This window comes from Nocardioides endophyticus, assembly GCF_039543845.1.
Classification (GTDB): Bacteria; Actinomycetota; Actinomycetes; order Propionibacteriales; family Nocardioidaceae; genus Nocardioides; species Nocardioides endophyticus.
The window spans coordinates 253,515-272,309 of record NZ_BAABKN010000005.1; the positions used below are offsets into that span (position 1 = coordinate 253,515).

Here is an 18,795-nt window from a genome sequence, read left to right on the forward strand (position 1 = left end):
TCATCCCGGTGGTCCTCGAAGCGTGAGTCGTCCGCCTCAGAGGCACCCATAGCTAGCCGAGAGGCGGACGACTCAGTGGATCAGCGGGTGGCGGTGCCCTCGGTGTAGTCCGAGTCGTGGCTCTTGACCCACGCCATCAGCTTGCGGAGCTCGCGGCCGGTCTGCTCGATCGGGTGCGACTCACCCTTCTTGCGGAACTCGGTGAACTCCGGCGAGCCGTTGTCCATGTCCGAGATGAAGCGCTCGGCGAACTTGCCGTTCTTGATGTCGGCGAGCACGTCCTCCATGTTCTTCTTCACGTCGGGCGTGATGACGCGCGGACCGGAGACGTAGTCGCCGAACTCGGCGGTGTCGGAGACCGACCAGCGCTGCTTGGCGATGCCGCCTTCGTACATGAGGTCGACGATCAGCTTCAGCTCGTGGAGGCACTCGAAGTAGGCGACCTCGGGCTGGTAGCCGGCCTCGGTGAGGACCTCGAAGCCGTACATGACGAGCTGCGAGGCACCACCGCAGAGGACGGCCTGCTCACCGAACAGGTCGGTCTCGGTCTCCTCGGTGAACGTGGTCTTGATGCCGCCGGCACGCAGGCCACCGATGGCCTTGGCGTACGACAGCGCGAGCGGCCAGGCGTTGCCCGACGAGTCCTTCTCGACGGCGACGAGCACCGGCACGCCGCGGCCGTCGACGTACTCACGACGGACCAGGTGGCCGGGGCCCTTCGGCGCGACCATGAAGACGTCGACGCCCTCGGGCGGGGTGATGTAGCCGAAGCGGATGTTGAAGCCGTGCCCGAAGACCAGGGTGTCGCCGGCAACGAGCTGCGGCGCGATCTCATCGGCGTACAGCTTCCGCTGGTGCTGGTCGGGCGCGAGGATGACGATGACGTCGGCCTCCTCCGCGGCCTCGGCCGGGGTGAGGACGCGCAGGCCCTCGGCCTCGGCCTTCGCGCGGCTCTTCGAGCCGGGCTGCAGGCCGATGCGCACGTCGACACCCGAGTCGCGCAGGGACAGCGCGTGGGCGTGACCCTGGCTGCCGTAGCCGATGACCGCGACCTGCTTGCCCTGGATCAGGGACAGGTCGGCGTCGTCGTCGTAGAACATCTCAGCCACTGGGGCTTCTCCTTCGTGTTGGTGTGTTGCTTCAGCCCGCTGCGGGAGGGGCGGGGATGGTGACCGGGCGCAGGTTGCGCTCGGAGATGGAACGGGAGCCGCGGCCGATGGCGACCATGCCGGACTGCACGAGCTCGCGGATGCCGAAGGGCTCGAGCACGCGAAGCAGGTCACCCAGCTTGTCGGCGTTGCCGACGGCCTGGATGGTGACGGCGTCGGGGGCGATGTCGACGACCTTGGCCCGGAAGAGCTGGACGGCGTCCAGCACCTGACCGCGGGACTCGGCGTCGGCCTTGACCTTGACGAGCAGCAGCTCACGGTTGATCGAGGAGGAGCCATCGAGCTCGACGATCTTGATGACCTCGACCAGCTTGTTGAGCTGCTTGGTCACCTGCTCGAGCGGCGAGCCCTCGACGTCGACCACGATTGTCATCCGTGAGACCTCCGGATGCTCGGTCGGGCCGACCGCGAGCGAGTCGATGTTGAACCCGCGGCGGCTGAAGAGGCCCGCGATCCGGGCGAGCACGCCGGGCTTGTTCTCGACCAGGACCGACAGCGTGTGCTTCGTGTTCTGCGCGGTCGTCATGCTCGGAGCTCCAGCTCTGCGTCGTCGTCGAACTTCGGGGCGAGGTCGCGGGCGTACTTGATGTCGTCGTTGCTGGTCCCGGCGGCGACCATCGGCCAGACCATCGCGTCCCGGTGCACCCGGAAGTCGACGACCACCGGGACGTCGTTGATCTCCATCGCCTTGTTGATGGTGGCGTCGACGTCGTCGGGGCTCTCGCACGCGAGACCCACGCAGCCGTAGGCGTCGGCGAGCTTCACGAAGTCGGGGATCCGCTTCGAGTGCAGGTCGGTGTTGGAGTAGCGCTCGTTGTAGAAGAGCGTCTGCCACTGCCGCACCATGCCGAGCGACTCGTTGTTGATGATCGCGACCTTGATCGGGATGTCGTTGATCGTGCAGGTCGCCAGCTCCTGGTTGGTCATCTGGAAGCAGCCGTCGCCATCGATCGCCCACACGGTCGAGTCGGGCATGCCGACCTTCGCACCCATCGCGGCCGGCACGGAGAAGCCCATGGTGCCGAGACCGCCGGAGTTGATCCAGGTGTTGGGGTTCTCGTAGCCGATGAACTGCGCCGCCCACATCTGGTGCTGGCCGACGCCCGAGGTGAAGATCGTCTCCGGGCCGGCGATCGCCCCGAGCCGCTCGATGACGTACTGCGGGGAGAGGCCACCGTCGGTCGGCTTGTCGTAGCCGAGCGGGTAGGTCTTCTTGATGCCGGCCAGGAACGTGACCCAGCCCTCGTAGTCACCGGTGTGGCCGGCGTCGGCCTCCGCCTTGAGCGCCACGATCAGGTCGCTGATCACCTCGCGGCAGTCGCCGACGATCGGGACGTCGACCGCGCGGTTCTTGCCGATCTCGGCCGGGTCGATGTCGGCGTGGATGATCCGGGCGCCCGGTGCGAACGAGTCGAGGTTGCCGGTGACCCGGTCGTCGAAACGGGCGCCGAGGCTGATGATCAGGTCGGACTTCTGCAGGCCGGCCACCGCGGCCACGGTGCCGTGCATGCCGGGCATGCCGAGGTGCTGCGGGTGGCTGTCCGGGAAGGCGCCGCGCGCCATCAACGTGGTGACGACCGGCATGCCGGTCAACTCGGCGAGCACCCGCAGCTCACGGGAGGCGCCGGCGCGGATGGTGCCGCCGCCGACGTACAGGACCGGGCGCCGGGATTCGAGGATCAGCCGCGCGGCCTCACGGATCTGCTTGGAGTGCGGCCGGGTCACGGGGCGGTAGCCGGGCAGGTTGAGCTCCGTCGGCCAGGCGTAGGTCGTCATCGCCTGCAGCGCGGACTTCGCGACGTCGACCAGGACGGGGCCAGGACGGCCGGTGCTCGCGATGTGAAACGCCTCGGCGACGGTACGCGGGATGTCTGCGGGGTCGGTGACCAGGAAGTTGTGCTTGGTGATCGGCATCGTGATGCCGCGGATGTCCGCCTCCTGGAACGCGTCGGTGCCGATCTGAGCGGCACCGACCTGGCCGGTGACGGCCACCATCGGCACGGAGTCCATGTGCGCGTCGGCGAGCGGCGTGACCAGGTTGGTCGCACCCGGGCCGGACGTCGCCATGCAGACGCCGACGCGTCCGCTCGCCGCTGCGTACCCCTGCGCGGCGTGACCCGCCCCCTGCTCGTGCCGTACGAGGATGTGCCGGATCGAGGAGTCCATGAGGGGGTCGTACGCCGGAAGGATGGCGCCGCCGGGGATACCGAAGATCTCGGTCGTGCCCGCGGCTTCCAGCGATCTGATCAGGCTCTGCGCGCCTGTCATCTGCTCGCTCATCACTGTGTCCTCTTCTGGATTTCCTGGGCTGTCGCCCTACCGTGCCTGCCCAACAAAAAACCCCTCGGCCCGGTTGGGCGGCGAGGGGTGACGTGCGCGCTCGAGTCGGTCTCGGACTCAGCCCACACGTCGCGTGCGTACAAGAAGCTGCTTGCGCATGGTTCCACGGTAACCGCAGGCCCTCTCGCCCGCATCCGAGTGTGCCAGGCGTCCCAGATTTCGAGACGCCGGTCTCACTCTGCAGTCTCACTCCGCAGCCTCATCCGGCGGAGGGCTCACGTCCGTCGGCGGTGCAGACGCAGACCTTGTTGCCATGGGCGTCGGCGAGCACCCAGAACGCGGGCACGGCCGCCTCACTGACGAGGGTGCCGCCCGCGGCGACCGCTGCGGCGACGCGCTCCTCGGCGACCTCCCGGGGCACCACGATGTCGAGGTGGAACCGCTGCTGCACCTCCCCCGTCGCGTCGGGGGCCTCCTGGAACCACAGCGTGTTGTTGCGGCCGCCCGGGTCCTGGATCTCGGAGGGCCAGGCGGCATCGGCGTAGCCGAGCACGGCCGCCCAGAACGGCTTGACCTCGGCGTACGCCGGGACGTCGAGCGCGAGCTCGAGGGTGGACACCTCGCGCGGGGCCGACTCGATGCCGAGCTCGGCCGCGATCTCGGAGATCCGCCGAGCCAGCGCGACGTCGCGGCTGGTGACACCGTGGACATCGTGGCTCTGCAGGTCGACGTCGACCTGCGGATAGGTCAGGACCACGTCGGGATGGTGGTTGGCCTCCTCGGCCGCCTCCGTGATCCGGGTGACCAGCTCCAGGCCCTTCACGAAGCTGCCGGTGCGGTACCTCGCATGCAGCCGCATCAGGAAGAAGCGCCAGTCGTCGAGCCCCTCGGCCTCGACCTGCGGGTAACGGAGCACGGTCTTGGGATCGGTCTTGGGATCGGTCATGGCAGCACCACCTGTCCTATCGGTCCGGGGTTGTAGGCGATCTCCCAGCGGTAGCCGTCCGGGTCGCCGAAGTAGCCCGTGTAGCCGCCCCAGTCGCGCTCGACGGCATCGTGCACCGGGTCGGCGCCGGCGGCGCGGGCGGTCGCCAGCACGGCGTCCACCTCCGCGCGCGTCGCCACGTTGTGCGCGAGCGTGATCGGCGCGAGTCCCTCGCCTCGGCGGATCGGCCCGACCTCGCTCTCGAAGCCGCTCTCGGCCCACAGCGACAGCACGACGAGCTCCCCCACCTGGATCATCAGCACCTCGCCGGGGACGTCCATCGACGCCGTCCAGCCGAGACCGTCGAGGTAGAACGCCCGGGTGGCGTCGAGGTCGCGTACGGCGACCGACACGAAGCTCAGCCGCTGGTCCATGTCATCCACCTTGGCACACCGCGCCGACACAGCTGCCCGACAAAACGGGACGGCCTGCCCTGACGTCCGGGACGCCGGGCGACCGACCTTGGTGCCACTGCTCTCGAAACCGGGGAGCCGAGACCGAGGAGCACCGCCGTGACCACCATCGCCAGCAGCACCGCCCACGAAGAGCTCGACGCACGTCGGCGCCGGGTATCCCCCACCTCCAGCCGTGGCTGGGCGTTCGTCGGCGCCGCTGCCGGCATCGCCGGCGTCGTCGGCATCCAGGCGTCGCTCCAGATCGACGCCGTCTACAACAAGAAGTACGCCGGCGACGCCGACCTGATCCTCGACCGGCTCGGCGACTACGTGCCACAGCTGCTGATCCTCCACTTCGCGATGACCGGTGCGGCGATCATGCTGCTGATCTTCGCGGCCGGCCTGCGCCGGCGGCTCCGGGCCCAGGCACCGGCCGGCAGCCTGCTCCCCGACGTCGCGGCGGGCGGCCTGCTGCTGACGGCGGTGGCGACCCTGATGGGGGCGGGGTTCACGACCGAGATCGTCTTCGCCCTCACCGACGACACCGTCGCGATCGACCCTGAGTTCGCGGCCGTCGTCGGCCACTGGATCGGGACCATCCCGTGGCTGTGGGTGGGCGCCGGCCTGACCGGCGTCGCGGTCGCCGTGGGTGCCCTCCGACACGCCGCGGCCCCGCGCTGGCTCGGTTGGGTGGGTGCGGTGTTCGGCGGCATCACGCTGCTCGTCGGCCTCTCGCCGCTGCAGTACATGGCCGGGTTCACCGGCCCCGTGCTGATCCTCGTGCTCGGCCTCGGGTTCGCCTTCGGCGACCGCCGCCAGCGGGCCGGCAGCTGACCGGGGACCCGGTGCCCGCCGAGCGTCCCCGGCCGACGGGCATCGGCCGCGCCCGGTCGACCAGGACCACTGGTTCTTCGCCGTCGACGTCTCCGTGGCCGGTGCCTACGGCACGGTCGCGGCCGTGACCCTGAGCCGCCGCTCCCACCTGGTTGCGCGGCTCCTGGGCCTGGTCGCGATCGGGGCGGGCTCGCGGCGTTCGGCTACGGGTACGACGTGTGGGCGCTGCTGCCCGGTGGCGGACCGCCCAACGCGCAGATCGTCCTGCTGCAGAGCACCGCCTGGGTGCCCGGCACCCTCGCGCTCTTCCTCGTGGTGCCGTGGCTGGTGCGCGACCACCCCCTCGGCTGGGAGTGGGTCGGCCTGGCCGCCGGGACGACGCTGACCGCGGCGATCAGCATCGACGAGATCTTCACCGACGAGATGACGAGCGCAACGCCGTACTGGGTGGCGATCGCCCTGGGCCTGGTCGCCGCGCTGGTCGTGGAGCTGCGGCACCGGTTCGGTCCGGAGGAGGAGCGCAACGGGCAGGGCTGGCTCGCCGTCGGTACGAGGCAAGCTGGTGGGCCTGCTCCAGGTCTCGGCGCTGCCTGGCGAACAGCTGTCCGCGCACGACCTGTCGACCCTGCACGAGCTGGCGTCCGTCGTGGCCGCTGCCGTCGTCATCGGCCGGGGCGCCGCCGATCTCGAGGAGATGCGCAACCTCCTGCGATCGGACCCCGACGCCAGCCTCGAGCTCCTCGCCCACCTCCAGGGCGAGGTCGAGGCGGCGACCGTCAGCGTGCGCAGCCTCTCGCACCACCTGCTGCCGCCCATCCTCGACGAGCTCGGCTTGGTCGCGGCGCTCGCCGAGCTGGCGAGCAGGTTCGACGGTGGCGGCCTCACGGTCGCGGTCGAGTCCGACCGGTTCGACGACCTCGACCCGCGCATCGCCGCGGCGGCGTACGGCATCGCCAGCGAGGTGCTCTCCAACGTGTCCCGGCACGCCCGAGCCGACCACTGCCGGATCGTGGCCCGCAGGCACCCGGCCGGGAGCCTGCTGCTGGTGGTCGCGGACGACGGCACCGGGCGTGACGACGACGCTCTGCCCGGGGTCGGGACGCACTCGATGCGCGAGCGCGCGGACGAGCAGGGCGGCTCGCTAGACGTGCGCGATCGGATCGGCGGCGGGACCGAGGTCATCGCTACGCTGCCCCTCGTGGTGTCCCATGGTTGAGCAGCTGATCCGGGTCGCGGTCGTCGACGACCACCCGGTCTTCCGCCTGGGCATGGCCGGCCTGCTCGGCTCCCTCGACGGGATCGAGGTCGTCTGCCAGGCCGAGGACGCCGCGCAGGCGAGGGAGCGCATCGACGAGTCCGTCGACGTCGTACTCATGGACCTGCACCTCGGTGAGGACTCCGGCATCGAGACCACACGCGATCTGGTGCGCACGCTGCCCGACCTCGCCGTACTCGTGATCACGATGGACGAGGACGACGAGTCCGTCGTCGCGGCGATGCGCGCCGGCGCTCGTGGCTACCTGCTCAAGAGCGCCTCGCCCGCCGAGGTGGAGCGCGGCATCCGGGCGGTCGCGAACGGCGAGGCGATCCTCGGTCCGCAGGTCGCCTCTCGGGCCATGGCGACCCTGACCTCGGGGCGTACGGCGGTCCGGGTGCCGTTCCCGGAGCTCTCCGACCGCGAGCGCGAGGTGCTCGACCTGCTCGCCCGCGGCTACGACAACACGACCATCGCGCGCCGGATGGTGCTCTCGCCCAAGACGGTCCGCAACCACGTCTCCAACGTGCTGACCAAGCTCGGCATCCCCGACCGCGCGCAGGCGATGATCAAGGCACGGGACGAGGGACTCGGAGCCTCGTGAGCTGTCCGCCGTGCTCGTCGAAGTTGGCCGGGTCGAGCCACCGCTCGTGCGTCGCCCTCACCGCCGGCCACTCGGCGTCGGTGACCGAGAACCAGTCGGTGTCGCGGTTGCGGCCCTTGGTCACCATGTGGTTGCGGAACCGGCCCTCGTAGGTGAAGCCGAGCCGGGCGGCCGCCCGGCGCGACGGCTCGTTGAGGCTGTCGCACTTCCACTCGAACCGGCGGTAGCCGAGGTCGTCGAAGGTGTGCCGCATGCTCAGGTGGATCGCCTCGGTCGCGGCGCGGGTCCGCTGGAGGGTCTTGGCGTACAGGACGCCCGCGATCTCGACCTGACCGGTCGCGGTGTCGATGCGCGTGTACGACGCGATGCCCTGCGCCTGTTGGCCGGTCGGGACCAGGGCGAAGGTCTCCAGGCCGCTCGCGTCGAGGTGCTCCTGGATGAACGCCGACATCGCCGCCACGTCGGCAGGCGGGTCGGTCGGCCGGTAGGTCCAGAGCTCCTCGTCGCCGGGGTTGCACAGGGCGTCGTACAGCGCGCCGGCATGGTCCTCGCCCAGCGGTTCGAGGGTGACGTAGCGGCCGGTCAGCGTCGTCGCCTCCGGCCAGGGGCGCGCGGTCCAACCGGGCACGAGGTCACCGACCTGCAGGCCGTACTCGTTCATCTCGGGCACGGCCGCACCCTAGTCTTCGGACGTGACCCCGTCGTACGCACGGAGCTGGCACGCGCTCACCGCCCTGGTGGCGATCGCCGCGCTGGTGCTGCAGCTCGTCCTCCTGCTGCACGGTGGGCAGGTGCTCGACGAGGTCGACCCACCGTCCACCGGGATCCGGGTCTACCGCTTCTTCGTCTACTTCACCGTCGAGAGCAACCTGCTCGTCGCCATCGCCGCTGTCACACTCGCGCTCGATCCCACGCACGACGGCCGTGGCTGGCGGGTGCTACGGCTGGCGGGGACGGTCGCGATCACCGTCACCGCCGTCGTGCACTTCTTCCTGCTGCGCCCGCTCCTCGACCTCGATGGCCTGGACTGGCTCGCCGACAAGTCGCTGCACATGGTCGTGCCCGCGCTGGCGATCATCGGCTGGCTGGCCTGGGGGCCGCGCCCCCGGGTCACCCGTCGGGTGGTCGTGCTGGCGCTGCTCTTCCCGATCGTGTGGACGGCCTGGACGATGCTCTTCGGTGCCGTGGACGGCTGGTACCCGTACCCCTTCCTCGACCCCGACGAGAAGGGCTGGGCCGCCGTCTCGGTCGCACTGGTCGGCATCACCGCGTTCTTCCTCCTGGTCTTCGCTGCCTATGCGTACGCCGATCGGCGGATGCCTGTGGCGCCGCATCCCGATAACGTCAGGTCATGAGCGAACGAGCCGGCATCGACCCCTCCGTCCCGCCGAGCGGCACCGGCTGCGTCGAGTGCGAGGAAGCCGGCGGCTGGTGGGTCCATCTCAGGCGGTGCGCGCAGTGCGGACACATCGGCTGCTGCGACACCTCGCCTGCCCAGCACGGGACCGCGCACTTCCGCGCGACCGGCCACCCGGTGATGACCAGCTTCGAGCCCGGCGAGGACTGGTTCTGGGACTTCACCACCGAGTCCGGCTTCCTCGGTCCCCGGCTCGTCGACGCCCAGTGCCGTCCGGAGGACCAGACCGTCCCCGGCCCTGCCGACCGAGTGCCCGACGACTGGCGCGACCACATCCACGGGTAGCGGCTCAGGGGTGCTCGGCGTCGTACGACGCCTGGCTCTCCTCGATGTCGGGGTTGTTGTCGACGGCCCACTCCGCCAGCGCGACCGCGGGGCCGATCAGGGTGCGACCCATCGTCGTCAGCTCGTACTCCACTCGTGGCGGCACCTCCGGGTAGACCGTGCGCGTGACGAGGCCGTCGCGCTCGAGGTGCCGCACCGTGCGCGTCAGCATCCGCTGTGAGATGCCCGGGATGCGTTGCTGGAGCTCGGTGAAGCGCATGGGCTCGCCATCGAGCGTCGCCACCACCAGCAGCGTCCACTTGTCGCCGACCCGGTCCAGGATGCCGCGGATGGCGCGGCCGCCGTCGCCACGGATCAGGCAGGTCTTCTCGTACCGCGACATCGCCGTCCTCGGTTCGCTACGCACACCGGTGTGCCTTTTGTAAGCCCTCCGATAGTCACCGACGATGTGCTCGCTAACAAGTCGTAACCATTGGAGGGCTCGTGGAGATCGCGTACTGGATCGTGGCCGGACTGCTCGGCATCTTCTACCTGTACGCCGGCGGCAAGAAGGTCGTGCAGAGCAAGGAGCAGCTCGCGCCGATGATGGGCTGGGTCGACACGATCCCGATGCCGCTCGTGCGGACCATCGGCCTCGTCGAGATCCTCGGTGTCGTCGGCCTCCTGCTCCCACCCCTCACCGGGATCGCCCCGTGGCTCGCGATCGTCGCAGCTGCCGGGTTCTTCGTGCTCCAGGTGCTGGCCACCGCGCTGCACCTGTCCCGCGGCGAGGTCAAGGAGATCGGCCTCAATGTCGTCCTCATCGTGCTCGCCGGCCTGACCATCTGGTTGGCAACGACCTGGTGAGGCCGCGGTCGCCCATACTGACGGCGTGCCAGACCCAGAACGAGAACGCATGTGGTCGCGGAATCCGCGCACGCCAGCGGGCCAAGTCCTCGGTCTGGTCGTCGTGCCGGGTGTCCTCGTGCTCGTTGTGCCCGAACTGTTTCGACCGAAGGCAAAAGGTCGACGCAAGCGGGAGCCCGAGCAATCCTGATCCACCCGGACAGAACTGTGACCCCGCCGGCGGTGCCGGCGGGGTGGTCTCAGTGGGGATGTCGGGTGTGCTGGGTGTGTTGGGTGTCCCAGTCGTAGGTGTAGCCGTAGCGGCTGGTCCAGGTGAAGGTGGTGGGTCCGGTGCGTTCGACGGTCCAGCCGCCGTGGGTCTTGTAGCGGTGGTGGCCTCGGCAGAGCGGGGCGAGGTTCGCGCTGTTGGTGGGGCCGCCGCGTTGGGGCTCGGTGACGTGGTCGAGGTCGGCGGACCGGGATGGTCGGCTGCACTTGGGGAACACGCAGGTCGCGTTGGCGAGCACCGCCTGCTCGCGCATGAGGTCGGTAGGGCGGTAGGTGTCGGTGTGCAGGTTGTCGTTGAGGTCGATGACCGGGCGGATGGTGACGCGGGTGTTGGTGCCGGCGCACCAGTCCTTGACCTGCTCGACACTGATGGCGGAGCGGGTGTTCTCGACCCCGGCCACACCGTTGTTGACCGCGGACTCGGAGAGGTGGATGTAGATCATCAGCTCCCGCTTGCGGACAGGCGGTTCGGGTCGGTCCGTGTCCTGGTCGGTGATGGGGAGGTCGAGGGTGAGCTCTTGGCGGGCGAGCGCTCCGGCCGCGAGAGAGCGGCGTACGTCCAACGACTCGTCGCAGCCCAGGCGGCCGAGCTGGGCGGCGCCGGTGGTGATGGCGTCGTTGAGGTCGAGGGCGTCGGCGAGGTCGAGGTCGGCGTCGACGTGGACGGTGCCGTCGTAGGAGACCTGGTTGGTGTCGATGTCGAAGTGGCGGGCGTCGGCGGCTTCGCGGCGGCGCTTGTCGGCCTGGGCGGGGTCGTAGAGCCGGAGGGCGTCGTCGACGGCGCGGTCGATCTGGGCGTAGGAGCAGCGGTGTGCCTGGTGCGCCAGGTGCGTGTCGACGTAGGCGGCGCCTTGGCACAGGGTTTTGGTGGCGTGGGCGATCTTGCGGGCTTTCCACACCGGCACCCGCCCGGTGGTCACCACTGCCCAGAGTTTGGGGAGCCGGTACCGGAGCTCGAGGGCGTCGCCGAGGTACGTCCGTCCGGCGTCGGTCGACACCCCCAGGGCGAACGCGAGGTCGGCGACGCAGAACTCCGCGACCAGCGGCGCCCCTGGCCCGGCGATCGCGAGCTCGCCTTCGGTGCCCTCGACGGTCGCGGCGCCATGGGTGATGGAGTCGACGGGGTGCATGACCGCCCACCGGACCGCGAGTCTCAGCTTGGCGACCTCCGCGGAAGTCACCACCTGGTGGTGGGATTGGAGGGCGGCCAGCACCTGGTCCGGGGAGTCGGGCGACTCTCCGTGATTGGTGGTGTGCTGGCCTTCGCTCATGGGTCAAGCCAAGCACTGGCCACCGACAGTGGGATGCTCAGAACCCCTTGTTTGACCGGGATGTGGACACTTTTCGGAGATAGTTCGAGAGAGATTTCGGCGTGGTCTTCGGTGGGTGGTTTCGAGGCTCGGCGCTAGCGCGCCTCGCACCTCAACCACCGACCCCCGGTGGTCTAGCTTGTCGAGACCCCCGCCACCCACCGCCCCGCCTCGGGTGCGGTGGCCTCGACGACGCTCGCTGGCGCTCGCTGCTCGACCACCGGAAAGCCGGGAGCCGGCGTCGACCCGAGACCCGCCGTACCCGTCTTGTCAGCTGGTCGGCGACCGACCCGAGCGGACCCGCAGCCCGCGCACGCTGCCCTGCCTACGCTGTGGTGGTTTCGAGGCTCGGCGCTAGCGCGCCTCGCACCTCAACCATCGCCCCGTCAGGCCAGCGACTCGAGCGCCTCGGCCACCAGCCCGATGCCGTGCTCGACCTCGGCGAACGAGGTCGACAGCGGAGACAGCCCGAGCCGCAGGCCGCCCGGGTCGCGGTAGTCGGGGATGACGTCGCGCTCCCAGAGGGCGGCGGTGACCTCGCGCATCAGCGGGTGGTTGAAGGTGACGTGCCCGCCTCGTTCAGCGGCAGACCGGGGCGAGGCCAGCACCACGCCGAGCGGGCCGAGGACCGACTCCCCCAGCGAGATCGCGTACGACGTCAGGGCGATCGACTTCTCGCGCACAGCAGAGATCCCCACGGACTCGATCAACGAGATCATGTCCTGCATCGCGAGCATCCCGACGACGGCGGGCGTGCCGGAGACGAAGCGGCGGATACCGGCGGCGGGCGCGTACGACGGCCCCATCAGGAACGGGTCGACCGAGCCCAGCCACCCCTGGATCGGCTGCGTCAGCGACGACAGGTGGCGGGATGCGACATAGCAGAACGCGGGCGATCCGGGTCCGCCGTTGAGGTACTTGTAGGTGCACCCGACGGCGAGGTCCACGCCCCACTCGTCGAGCGACACCGGCACCGAACCCGCCGAGTGGCACAGGTCCCAGAGCACCAGGGCACCCGCCTCGTGGGCGATGGCCGTCAGCGCAGGAGCATCGGCGAGCCACGCCGACCGGTAGGCGACATGGGAGAGGACGACGAGCGCCGTGGCCGGACCGACAGTCGAAGACAACAGCGAGGGCGTCACCCCCGCAGCCGGGTCGACGTCGATCCAGCGCAGCGTCAGCCCACACTCCTCGGCGATGCCGGCCGCGACGTAGCGGTCGGTCGGGAAGTTGTCGCGGTCGATCACGATCTCGGTGCGACCGGGCCGCGCGGCGACCGCGGCCCGCATCAGCTTGTAGAGCAGCACGGTGGTGGAGTCGCCGATCGTCGTCTGACCGGGCGCCGCTCCGAGCACGACCCGACCCAGGTCGTCGCCGATCTCCTGGGGCAGCGACATCCAGCGCTCGTCCCAGCCGCGGATCAGCCGCCCACCCCACTCCTCCTCGACGAACCGCGCGATGCGCGGGCCCGACACCGACAGCGGCCGACCGAGCGAGTTGCCGTCGAAGTAGACGAGGTCCGACGACGCACCGACGAAGCGGTCGCGGTACGACGCCAGCGGGTCGACCGCGTCCAACGGATGCGTCGTGGACTCCGTCATGGCCGGCTCGCCGTCAGCTCACGCACCGAGGCATACCGCGCCCGCACGGACGGCGTCGCCTCGGCCTCCGTCGAGACGACGCCGGACAGCGGCCACTGCGGCGGCTCGGCACCTCCCGCGAGCACCCAGGCGGCCTGGCGGGCGGCGCCGCGCGCGACGTACTCCCCCGGCTCGGGCACCGACACCGGCAGCCCGAGGACCGCCGAGGCGATCTCGCGTACGGCGCGCGAGCGGGCCGCTCCGCCGACCAGGATGATCCGCTCGACCGGCGTGCCCAGGGCGCGCACCGCGTCGACGGCGTCGGCCAGGCCGCAGATCATGCCCTCGACGGCCGCGCGGGCGAGGTACGCCGGGTTGGCGGTCTCGAGCCGGAGCCCGTGGATCGCGCCGGTGGCGTCGGGCTTGTTGGGGGTCCGCTCGCCCTCGAGGTAGGGCACCAGCACGAGGCCGCCGGCACCGGCGGGCGCGGACAGCGCGAGCTCGGACAGCTCCTCGTGAGAGACACCGAGCATCCGGCACGCGGCGTCGAGCACCCGGGCGGCGTTGAGGGTGGCGACCAGAGGCAGGAAGCGCCCGGTCGCGTCGGCGAAGCCCGCCACCGCGCCGGTCACGTCACCGACCGGCGCATCGGCGACGGCGCAGGCCACCCCCGACGTACCGATCGAGACGACGACGTCACCAGCGACCGCCCCCAGGCCCAGGGCTGCGCCCGCGTTGTCGCCGGTGCCGGGTCCGAGCAGCGCCCCGGACGGCATCGACAAGCCGGACTCCGCAGGGCCGAGCACTCGCGGTAGGACCACGTCGTGACCGAGCCCGAGGGTCAGCAGGTCCCGGCGGTACTCGCCGGAGGACGGCGACCAGTAGCCGGTGCCGCTGGCGTCCCCGCGGTCGGTCACCAGAGCGTCCAGGCCAGGAGCCCCAGCCAGGCGCCAGGTCAGGTAGTCGTGCGGCAGGCACACGGCCGCCGTACGAGCCGCGTTGTCGGGCTCGGCATCGCGCAGCCAGCGCAGCTTGGTCACCGTGAAGGAGGCGACCGGCACCAGCCCGACCGCGTCGACCCACGGCTGCGGCCCGCCGAGCTCGTCGATCAGGTCGAGGGCGGCCTGGGCGGAGCGGGTGTCGTTCCACAGCAACGCCGGGCGTACGACGTCGCCGGACGAGTCGAGGCAGACCATGCCGTGCTGCTGCCCTCCGACCGCGACAGCGGCGACGTCGTCGAGCCCGCCGGCTGCCGCGATCGCGGTCTGCAGGGCGTCCCACCAGGCCTCGGGAGCGACCTCGGTGCCCTCGGGGTGCGACGCGTGGCCGGTGCGGACGACTACGCCGGTCTCCGCATCACAGACGACGACCTTGCAGGACTGGGTGGAGGAGTCGACCCCCGCAACGAGTGGCACGTGCAAACCCTAAGGTGTGTTGGTGCGTGCTCCCGCGGGTCTCCCGCTCTCCCTGTCACACGGCCCCTATGCGGCCGAGGTCGTCACCGTCGGGGCGTGCCTGCGCACGCTGACCCGCGACGGCGTCGACCTGGTCGCAGGCTCGGAGCCAGGCGAGATGTCTCGGAGCAGCCGCGGGGCCGTGCTGATGCCGTGGCCCAACCGGGTCGCGGACGGCGCCTACGACTTCGGCGGCCGTCACCACCAGCTCCCGCTCAGCGAACCCGCGAAGCTCAACGCCATCCACGGGCTCGCCCGCTGGGTCGCCTGGGAGGTCGCCGAGCACATCGCCGACCGGGTGGTGCTGACCTACGAGCTCCAGCCGCAGACCGGGTATCCGTTCGCCCTCGACCTCGAGGTCGACTACCGGCTGGGCGACGACGGACTGACGACCGTGCTCTCGGCCACCAACGCCGGCGCCGACACCGCGCCGTACGGCGCCGGCCTGCACCCCTACCTCACGGTCGGCCGCCGGGTCGACGACTGCGTGCTGACTCTCCCCGCGTCGACCTGGTGCCCGATGAGCGAGCGCGGCCACGCCGGCCCGGCGGAGCCGGTGGACGGTACGCCGTACGACTACCGCGAACCGCGCCCGATCGGCGACATCGTCCTCGACCACCCGTACGGCGGGGTCGCCGACGGCGCGACCGTGACGCTGACCGATCCCGACACCGGCCGTAGCGTCTGGCTCACGGGCCACGAGGGCGTGAGCTGGCTGCACGTCTTCACCGGCGACACGATCAAGGGCCGCGAGCGCGAGGCGCTGGCAGTCGAGCCGACCACCGCGCCACCCGACGCGTTCAACTCCGGCGTCGACCTGGTCGCGCTCGAGCCGGGTGCGACCCACCGGGCATCGTTCACGATCGCGGGTAGCGCACCCGCGTGAGGTAGCCGACCAGCAGTCCGGCACTGACTCCGATGACGGTCTCGATGCCGCGGTCGGCGAGGAGCTCCGAGGTCGGCACCGGCGCTGCCAGGTGCACCATCAGCAACGCGAGCGGCGTGATCGCGACGAGCGCGAGCGCGTAGTTGCGGCCGACCAGCAGCTCCGCGACGGCCTGGAGCAGCGCCACCACCAGGATCACCGCGAGCCCGCCGAGGTCCAACGCCAGCAGGGCGCCGGCCACGACCAGCCCGGCGAGCGTGCCGACCACCCGGTGCAGGCCGCGCACCACCTGGTGCCGGAAGTCCACGGCGACCAGCGGCACCACCGCCGAGACCATCGCCCAGTAGGGCCGGCCGATGTCAGCGGTGGTCGCGATGGACCCTGCCAGCAAGACCCCGAGCGAGCACGGCAGCACGTGCCACCGCAGGCTCGCGAGGTACGTCGGCCGCGCGACCGGCTCCCCGTCGTCACGTCGCCACCAGGCACCGAGGTTGCCGACGACGACTGAGAACGCGGCGGACGCCGCGGCCACGCCGACCGCCACAAGCACGTCGGACCCGCTCGACGGCAGGGCGGCGCAGGCGGCGAACGCGAACACGAGGAAGAGCGGCCCAGGCGGGTGCCACCGCTCGGCGTCCGACGCGAAGGACCCCAGTGCCGACACGGTCGCAGCGGCCGGCACCGCCAGCCAGGCCCGCTCCGGTGCGCAGGCGACCAGCGTGCCGAGACCGACCGCCGTCGTCAGGTAGAGCGCCAGCCGCGCCTGGAGCTGCAGCCGGGCGCGGCCGGCCCGCTCCCGCCCGTACAGAGACGTGAACGCGCCGAACGTCGCGAAGATCGACCACTCGAGCCGCCCCACGGCGTACAGCACGAGCAGCGGCACCAGGACGGAGACACAGGCCCGGAGGGCGACGCGGCGCGCATTCATGGGAAGGCAATCACTGGAAGCTGACGAACCGCACCTTCGGGCGTACGGCGTGCACGGCGCGCGACTGCATCCGGCGCACGTCCTCGTCGTAGAACAGCTTGAAGCCCATCGCGAACTGCTTCGGGCGGGCGACCGCGTGGTACGTCGCCAGCTTCTGCCGCGGGGTGCCGAAGCCGTCGACGTGCTGGACCATCGCGAGCTCGGGACGCTTCTTGACCTGTCCTATCCGCTCGATCATGTCGACGCGGAACTGGTGCAGCACGAAGAGCTTCTGCGGCAGCCCGTCCTCGCGAGCGATCCGGGCCAGCCAGCCCGAGGTGCGGTTGACCTCGCCCGCCCGGACCTGACCGACGGTGTGCGCCGGGACCTGACGCGGGCCCATCCGCCACTCTGGATCGAGCGCGAGGCCGACCCACGGGTCGCGCAGCGCCCACTCCCAGCGCTTGGCCGCCTCGAGGAAGCTGGTCCTGCCGGGCTGGATGTCGAGCAGCAGCAGGGCGTCGTTGCGGTGGGCGGCGCGGATGTAGCGACGTACCTCGGAGCGGGGGATGTCGTGGCTGTAGTCGCCGTCCTTGCCCGGGTAGCCGTCCGCGATCGTCACGATCAGCTCGTAGACGTGCCGCACCGGCTGGCCGGGCTGGCGGAACGGCCTGGCCGCGCGGTGCAGCCGCCGGTCCATGGTGTCCGGGTCGGTCTCGCCGAGGACGCCGAGGGCGCTGGTCTGGCCGGTGCCGTAGTAGGCGACCAGGAAGTGGTTGTCCGCGAAGACCTTCGTGCCGCCACCGGGCAACGCGGGCACCACGCCTGCGGACTGCTCCACGTCGCTCGGCGCCGGCGCCGCACCCGGCTCGACCGCCGACGGGGAGGGCACGACCGGCGGGGGCTCGCCCCGGGAGGACTCCCCGCGGGAGGGCTCACCGTTGGCACCGTTCTCACCGACGCCCCAGGCGATGACGATCAGGGCGACCATCGCCAGCAGGACCAGGAAGAGGACCGGGCCCCGCTGGTCGGGCTGATGATCGGGCATTCGTCCTCCGCGGGCAGGGCCGGCACTTCATGTCTATCGGATCCGTCGTCGCGGACAGTACAACGCGCTCCGGCCAGTGCCGCAGTCCCCCGAACCTGAGCTGGCGACATTCCCTAGGCTCGGACCCGGCCGAGCCTGGTCAAACCGAGACGCAACGAACAAGGGAAGACGCGCCACCCCAGTGCGACACCCCCTTCCCAAACGAGGGCGACCTTCTCGTTCGACAGTTGCCGCTGCTCGAGGAGACGTTCGCCAGCAGGAGACTCCATGGGGACTCGTCGAGCGACGCCGAGCGCCGCCACCGCCACAAGGATCGACAGTCGTCGGCATCTCCAGCACGAAGCGCGGTAGAGGAGTACTGCCTGGGGCTCGTTCACGACAGGCACCGCGCGAGCGCGCTGACGGCCGTCGCCGTGGTGTAGATCCGCGCCTGGTCCGCGTACAAGCGGCCCTGCAGCGGCGACGACGGCGCTCCCGATCCCGGATCTGTCAGTCGCAGACTGGGTGAGGAGTCCCACGAGCCATCTCCTGATTGCTGGTTGACCAGTTCTTGTGCCAGGAGAGCGATCGTCGTCGTAGGCATGGTCGAGAGGGCAGCGGTGGCCGCGACGCATGCCAGGTCGAACGCGCCCGTCACCTGCTGTTCCTGCCGCTCGGACACCACCGGACGCTCATCACCTGTACGACAACCCAGCATCACGAGCATCTGCACGTGCAGCAAGGTCGCGAGGTGGGTCGTGCGCCACCAGTAGGCGGGCCAGGATCCGTCCGCCAACCTGATCCGCCGGCTGTAGCGCAGACTGTCGCGAACCTGGTCGGCACCCGAAGGACCGACCGCCAGGACGGCTGCGGCCGTGACCTCGGAATGGGCTCGAGACCATCCCCCAGGTCCGTCGAGGAACGTCCGGACACCCCCGCTCGAATCCCAGTGCGAGATCAAGAAGTCCCGATCAGCAGGGTCGACGACGCTTCCGGCGGCACGAATCGCGCGGATGGCCCAGGCTGTGGAGTCCGCGTCCGCGCCCGAGCGCTCGTTGTATCCCCAGCCGACCTGATAGTGGCGTTGCAGCCGCAGCCATGCGGCACCGCGTCTCACCGCGAGGCAAGCCGCGTCCATGACTTCGTCCGTCGCCAACCGCGATGACTGCGCCATCGCGACCGTGACGTATCCCGTGACCCAGCCGTCGGACGCCCCCAACGGCAGCTGGAAGTCCTGCCAGTGGCCGTCGGAGGCCTGACTGCCGATCAGGAACTGCAGGCCCGACGAGAGTGC

The 18,795-nt window shown here is 70.6% G+C and carries 21 protein-coding genes; 7 read left to right on the forward strand and 14 right to left on the reverse strand.

The window, feature by feature from the left end; genetic code table 11:
• Window positions 1-80 precede the first annotated feature (80 nt).
• The 5 genes from ilvC to ABEA33_RS03595 form a co-directional block, all read right to left on the reverse strand.
• On the reverse strand, window positions 81-1,109 hold the full coding sequence (ilvC, locus tag ABEA33_RS03575) for a ketol-acid reductoisomerase (RefSeq protein ID WP_345525204.1): 1,029 nt from the start codon (window positions 1,107-1,109) through the stop codon (window positions 81-83).
• Between the two features lie 31 nt (window positions 1,110-1,140).
• Entirely contained in the window at window positions 1,141-1,695 is a 555-nt protein-coding gene (ilvN, locus tag ABEA33_RS03580) for an acetolactate synthase small subunit (RefSeq protein ID WP_345525205.1), read from the reverse strand.
• Window positions 1,692-3,449 (reverse strand): acetolactate synthase large subunit, encoded by a 1,758-nt coding sequence (locus tag ABEA33_RS03585; protein WP_425577303.1) that lies wholly within the window; start codon window positions 3,447-3,449, stop codon window positions 1,692-1,694. Before ABEA33_RS03585 ends, ilvN begins: the two co-directional genes overlap by 4 nt.
• Before the next feature lie 259 nt (window positions 3,450-3,708).
• Window positions 3,709-4,395, reverse strand: coding sequence for a 4a-hydroxytetrahydrobiopterin dehydratase (locus ABEA33_RS03590; protein ID WP_345525207.1), 687 nt, complete (start codon window positions 4,393-4,395; stop codon window positions 3,709-3,711).
• Window positions 4,392-4,808 carry a VOC family protein gene (locus ABEA33_RS03595; protein ID WP_345525208.1) on the reverse strand — a complete coding sequence of 139 codons (417 nt, stop codon included), beginning with the start codon at window positions 4,806-4,808 and terminating at the stop codon, window positions 4,392-4,394. The genes ABEA33_RS03590 and ABEA33_RS03595 overlap by 4 nt, the downstream gene beginning before the upstream one ends.
• 138 nt (window positions 4,809-4,946) lie before the next feature.
• On the opposite strand from ABEA33_RS03595, the gene ABEA33_RS03600 reads away from it, so the two are divergent.
• Window positions 4,947-5,663 carry a hypothetical protein gene (locus ABEA33_RS03600; protein WP_345525209.1) on the forward strand — a complete coding sequence of 239 codons (717 nt, stop codon included), beginning with the start codon at window positions 4,947-4,949 and terminating at the stop codon, window positions 5,661-5,663.
• 203 nt (window positions 5,664-5,866) lie between these two features.
• Here ABEA33_RS03600 and ABEA33_RS03605 read toward each other — a convergent pair whose 3' ends face one another.
• Window positions 5,867-6,187, reverse strand: a complete 321-nt coding sequence (locus ABEA33_RS03605) for a hypothetical protein (protein WP_345525210.1) — start codon at window positions 6,185-6,187, stop codon at window positions 5,867-5,869.
• Window positions 6,188-6,225: 38 nt separating this feature from the next.
• On the opposite strand from ABEA33_RS03605, the gene ABEA33_RS03610 reads away from it, so the two are divergent.
• Both ABEA33_RS03610 and ABEA33_RS03615 read left to right on the forward strand, forming a co-directional pair.
• A complete protein-coding gene (locus tag ABEA33_RS03610; protein WP_345525211.1) occupies window positions 6,226-6,879 on the forward strand; it encodes a sensor histidine kinase in 654 nt (217 codons plus the stop codon).
• Complete coding sequence (locus ABEA33_RS03615; RefSeq protein WP_345525213.1) at window positions 6,872-7,522, forward strand: response regulator transcription factor; 651 nt, start codon at window positions 6,872-6,874, stop codon at window positions 7,520-7,522. Before ABEA33_RS03610 ends, ABEA33_RS03615 begins: the two co-directional genes overlap by 8 nt.
• On the opposite strand, the gene ABEA33_RS03620 is transcribed toward ABEA33_RS03615, so the two are convergent.
• Window positions 7,488-8,183 carry a GNAT family N-acetyltransferase gene (locus tag ABEA33_RS03620; RefSeq protein WP_345525432.1) on the reverse strand — a complete coding sequence of 232 codons (696 nt, stop codon included), beginning with the start codon at window positions 8,181-8,183 and terminating at the stop codon, window positions 7,488-7,490. The two genes, ABEA33_RS03615 and ABEA33_RS03620, sit on opposite strands and share 35 nt — an antisense overlap.
• A gap of 31 nt (window positions 8,184-8,214) precedes the next feature.
• Here ABEA33_RS03620 and ABEA33_RS03625 point away from each other — a divergent pair, with 31 nt between their 5' ends.
• A complete protein-coding gene (locus ABEA33_RS03625; RefSeq protein ID WP_345525214.1) occupies window positions 8,215-8,877 on the forward strand; it encodes a Pr6Pr family membrane protein in 663 nt (220 codons plus the stop codon).
• Window positions 8,874-9,224 carry a UBP-type zinc finger domain-containing protein gene (locus ABEA33_RS03630; RefSeq protein ID WP_345525216.1) on the forward strand — a complete coding sequence of 117 codons (351 nt, stop codon included), beginning with the start codon at window positions 8,874-8,876 and terminating at the stop codon, window positions 9,222-9,224. The genes ABEA33_RS03625 and ABEA33_RS03630 overlap by 4 nt, the downstream gene beginning before the upstream one ends.
• A gap of 4 nt (window positions 9,225-9,228) precedes the next feature.
• Here ABEA33_RS03630 and ABEA33_RS03635 read toward each other — a convergent pair whose 3' ends face one another.
• Window positions 9,229-9,606 carry a winged helix-turn-helix transcriptional regulator gene (locus ABEA33_RS03635; RefSeq protein WP_345525217.1) on the reverse strand — a complete coding sequence of 126 codons (378 nt, stop codon included), beginning with the start codon at window positions 9,604-9,606 and terminating at the stop codon, window positions 9,229-9,231.
• Between the two features lie 101 nt (window positions 9,607-9,707).
• On the opposite strand from ABEA33_RS03635, the gene ABEA33_RS03640 reads away from it, so the two are divergent.
• Window positions 9,708-10,070, forward strand: coding sequence for a DoxX family protein (locus ABEA33_RS03640; protein WP_345525218.1), 363 nt, complete (start codon window positions 9,708-9,710; stop codon window positions 10,068-10,070).
• A 239-nt stretch (window positions 10,071-10,309) separates the two neighbouring features.
• Here the strand turns inward: ABEA33_RS03640 and ABEA33_RS03645 are convergent, their stop codons facing one another.
• From ABEA33_RS03645 to xylB, 3 genes are all read right to left on the reverse strand, one after another.
• Window positions 10,310-11,608 (reverse strand): HNH endonuclease signature motif containing protein, encoded by a 1,299-nt coding sequence (locus ABEA33_RS03645; protein WP_345525219.1) that lies wholly within the window; start codon window positions 11,606-11,608, stop codon window positions 10,310-10,312.
• 425 nt (window positions 11,609-12,033) lie between these two features.
• Complete coding sequence (locus tag ABEA33_RS03650) at window positions 12,034-13,248, reverse strand: kynureninase (RefSeq protein WP_345525220.1); 1,215 nt, start codon at window positions 13,246-13,248, stop codon at window positions 12,034-12,036.
• Window positions 13,245-14,642 (reverse strand): xylulokinase, encoded by a 1,398-nt coding sequence (gene xylB, locus ABEA33_RS03655; protein WP_345525221.1) that lies wholly within the window; start codon window positions 14,640-14,642, stop codon window positions 13,245-13,247. The genes ABEA33_RS03650 and xylB overlap by 4 nt, the downstream gene beginning before the upstream one ends.
• Window positions 14,643-14,664: 22 nt before the next feature.
• Between xylB and ABEA33_RS03660 the strand changes: the two genes are divergently transcribed.
• Complete coding sequence (locus ABEA33_RS03660; protein WP_345525222.1) at window positions 14,665-15,567, forward strand: aldose-1-epimerase; 903 nt, start codon at window positions 14,665-14,667, stop codon at window positions 15,565-15,567.
• On the opposite strand, the gene ABEA33_RS03665 is transcribed toward ABEA33_RS03660, so the two are convergent.
• The 3 genes from ABEA33_RS03665 to ABEA33_RS03675 form a co-directional block, all read right to left on the reverse strand.
• Window positions 15,539-16,495 (reverse strand): FUSC family protein, encoded by a 957-nt coding sequence (locus tag ABEA33_RS03665; protein ID WP_345525223.1) that lies wholly within the window; start codon window positions 16,493-16,495, stop codon window positions 15,539-15,541. The two genes, ABEA33_RS03660 and ABEA33_RS03665, sit on opposite strands and share 29 nt — an antisense overlap.
• Before the next feature lie 10 nt (window positions 16,496-16,505).
• A complete protein-coding gene (locus ABEA33_RS03670; RefSeq protein ID WP_345525224.1) occupies window positions 16,506-17,522 on the reverse strand; it encodes a hypothetical protein in 1,017 nt (338 codons plus the stop codon).
• A gap of 373 nt (window positions 17,523-17,895) precedes the next feature.
• Entirely contained in the window at window positions 17,896-18,657 is a 762-nt protein-coding gene (locus ABEA33_RS03675) for a hypothetical protein (RefSeq protein WP_345525225.1), read from the reverse strand.
• Window positions 18,658-18,795 lie beyond the last annotated feature (138 nt).

Bases quoted from the DNA above. Each gene is read 5' to 3' on its own strand.
- ilvN (WP_345525205.1), bottom strand. From the start codon at position 1,695: ATGACGACCGCGCAGAACACGAAGCACACGCTGTCGGTCCTGGTCGAG.
- ABEA33_RS03585 (WP_425577303.1), bottom strand. From the start codon at position 3,449: ATGAGCGAGCAGATGACAGGCGCGCAGAGCCTGATCAGATCGCTGGAA.
- ABEA33_RS03590 (WP_345525207.1), bottom strand. From the start codon at position 4,395: ATGACCGATCCCAAGACCGATCCCAAGACCGTGCTCCGTTACCCGCAG.
- ABEA33_RS03595 (WP_345525208.1), bottom strand. From the start codon at position 4,808: ATGGACCAGCGGCTGAGCTTCGTGTCGGTCGCCGTACGCGACCTCGAC.
- ABEA33_RS03615 (WP_345525213.1), top strand. From the start codon at position 6,872: ATGGTTGAGCAGCTGATCCGGGTCGCGGTCGTCGACGACCACCCGGTC.
- ABEA33_RS03620 (WP_345525432.1), bottom strand. From the start codon at position 8,183: ATGAACGAGTACGGCCTGCAGGTCGGTGACCTCGTGCCCGGTTGGACC.
- ABEA33_RS03630 (WP_345525216.1), top strand. From the start codon at position 8,874: ATGAGCGAACGAGCCGGCATCGACCCCTCCGTCCCGCCGAGCGGCACC.
- ABEA33_RS03635 (WP_345525217.1), bottom strand. From the start codon at position 9,606: ATGTCGCGGTACGAGAAGACCTGCCTGATCCGTGGCGACGGCGGCCGC.
- ABEA33_RS03645 (WP_345525219.1), bottom strand. From the start codon at position 11,608: ATGAGCGAAGGCCAGCACACCACCAATCACGGAGAGTCGCCCGACTCC.
- ABEA33_RS03650 (WP_345525220.1), bottom strand. From the start codon at position 13,248: ATGACGGAGTCCACGACGCATCCGTTGGACGCGGTCGACCCGCTGGCG.
- ABEA33_RS03665 (WP_345525223.1), bottom strand. From the start codon at position 16,495: ATGAATGCGCGCCGCGTCGCCCTCCGGGCCTGTGTCTCCGTCCTGGTG.
- ABEA33_RS03670 (WP_345525224.1), bottom strand. From the start codon at position 17,522: ATGCCCGATCATCAGCCCGACCAGCGGGGCCCGGTCCTCTTCCTGGTC.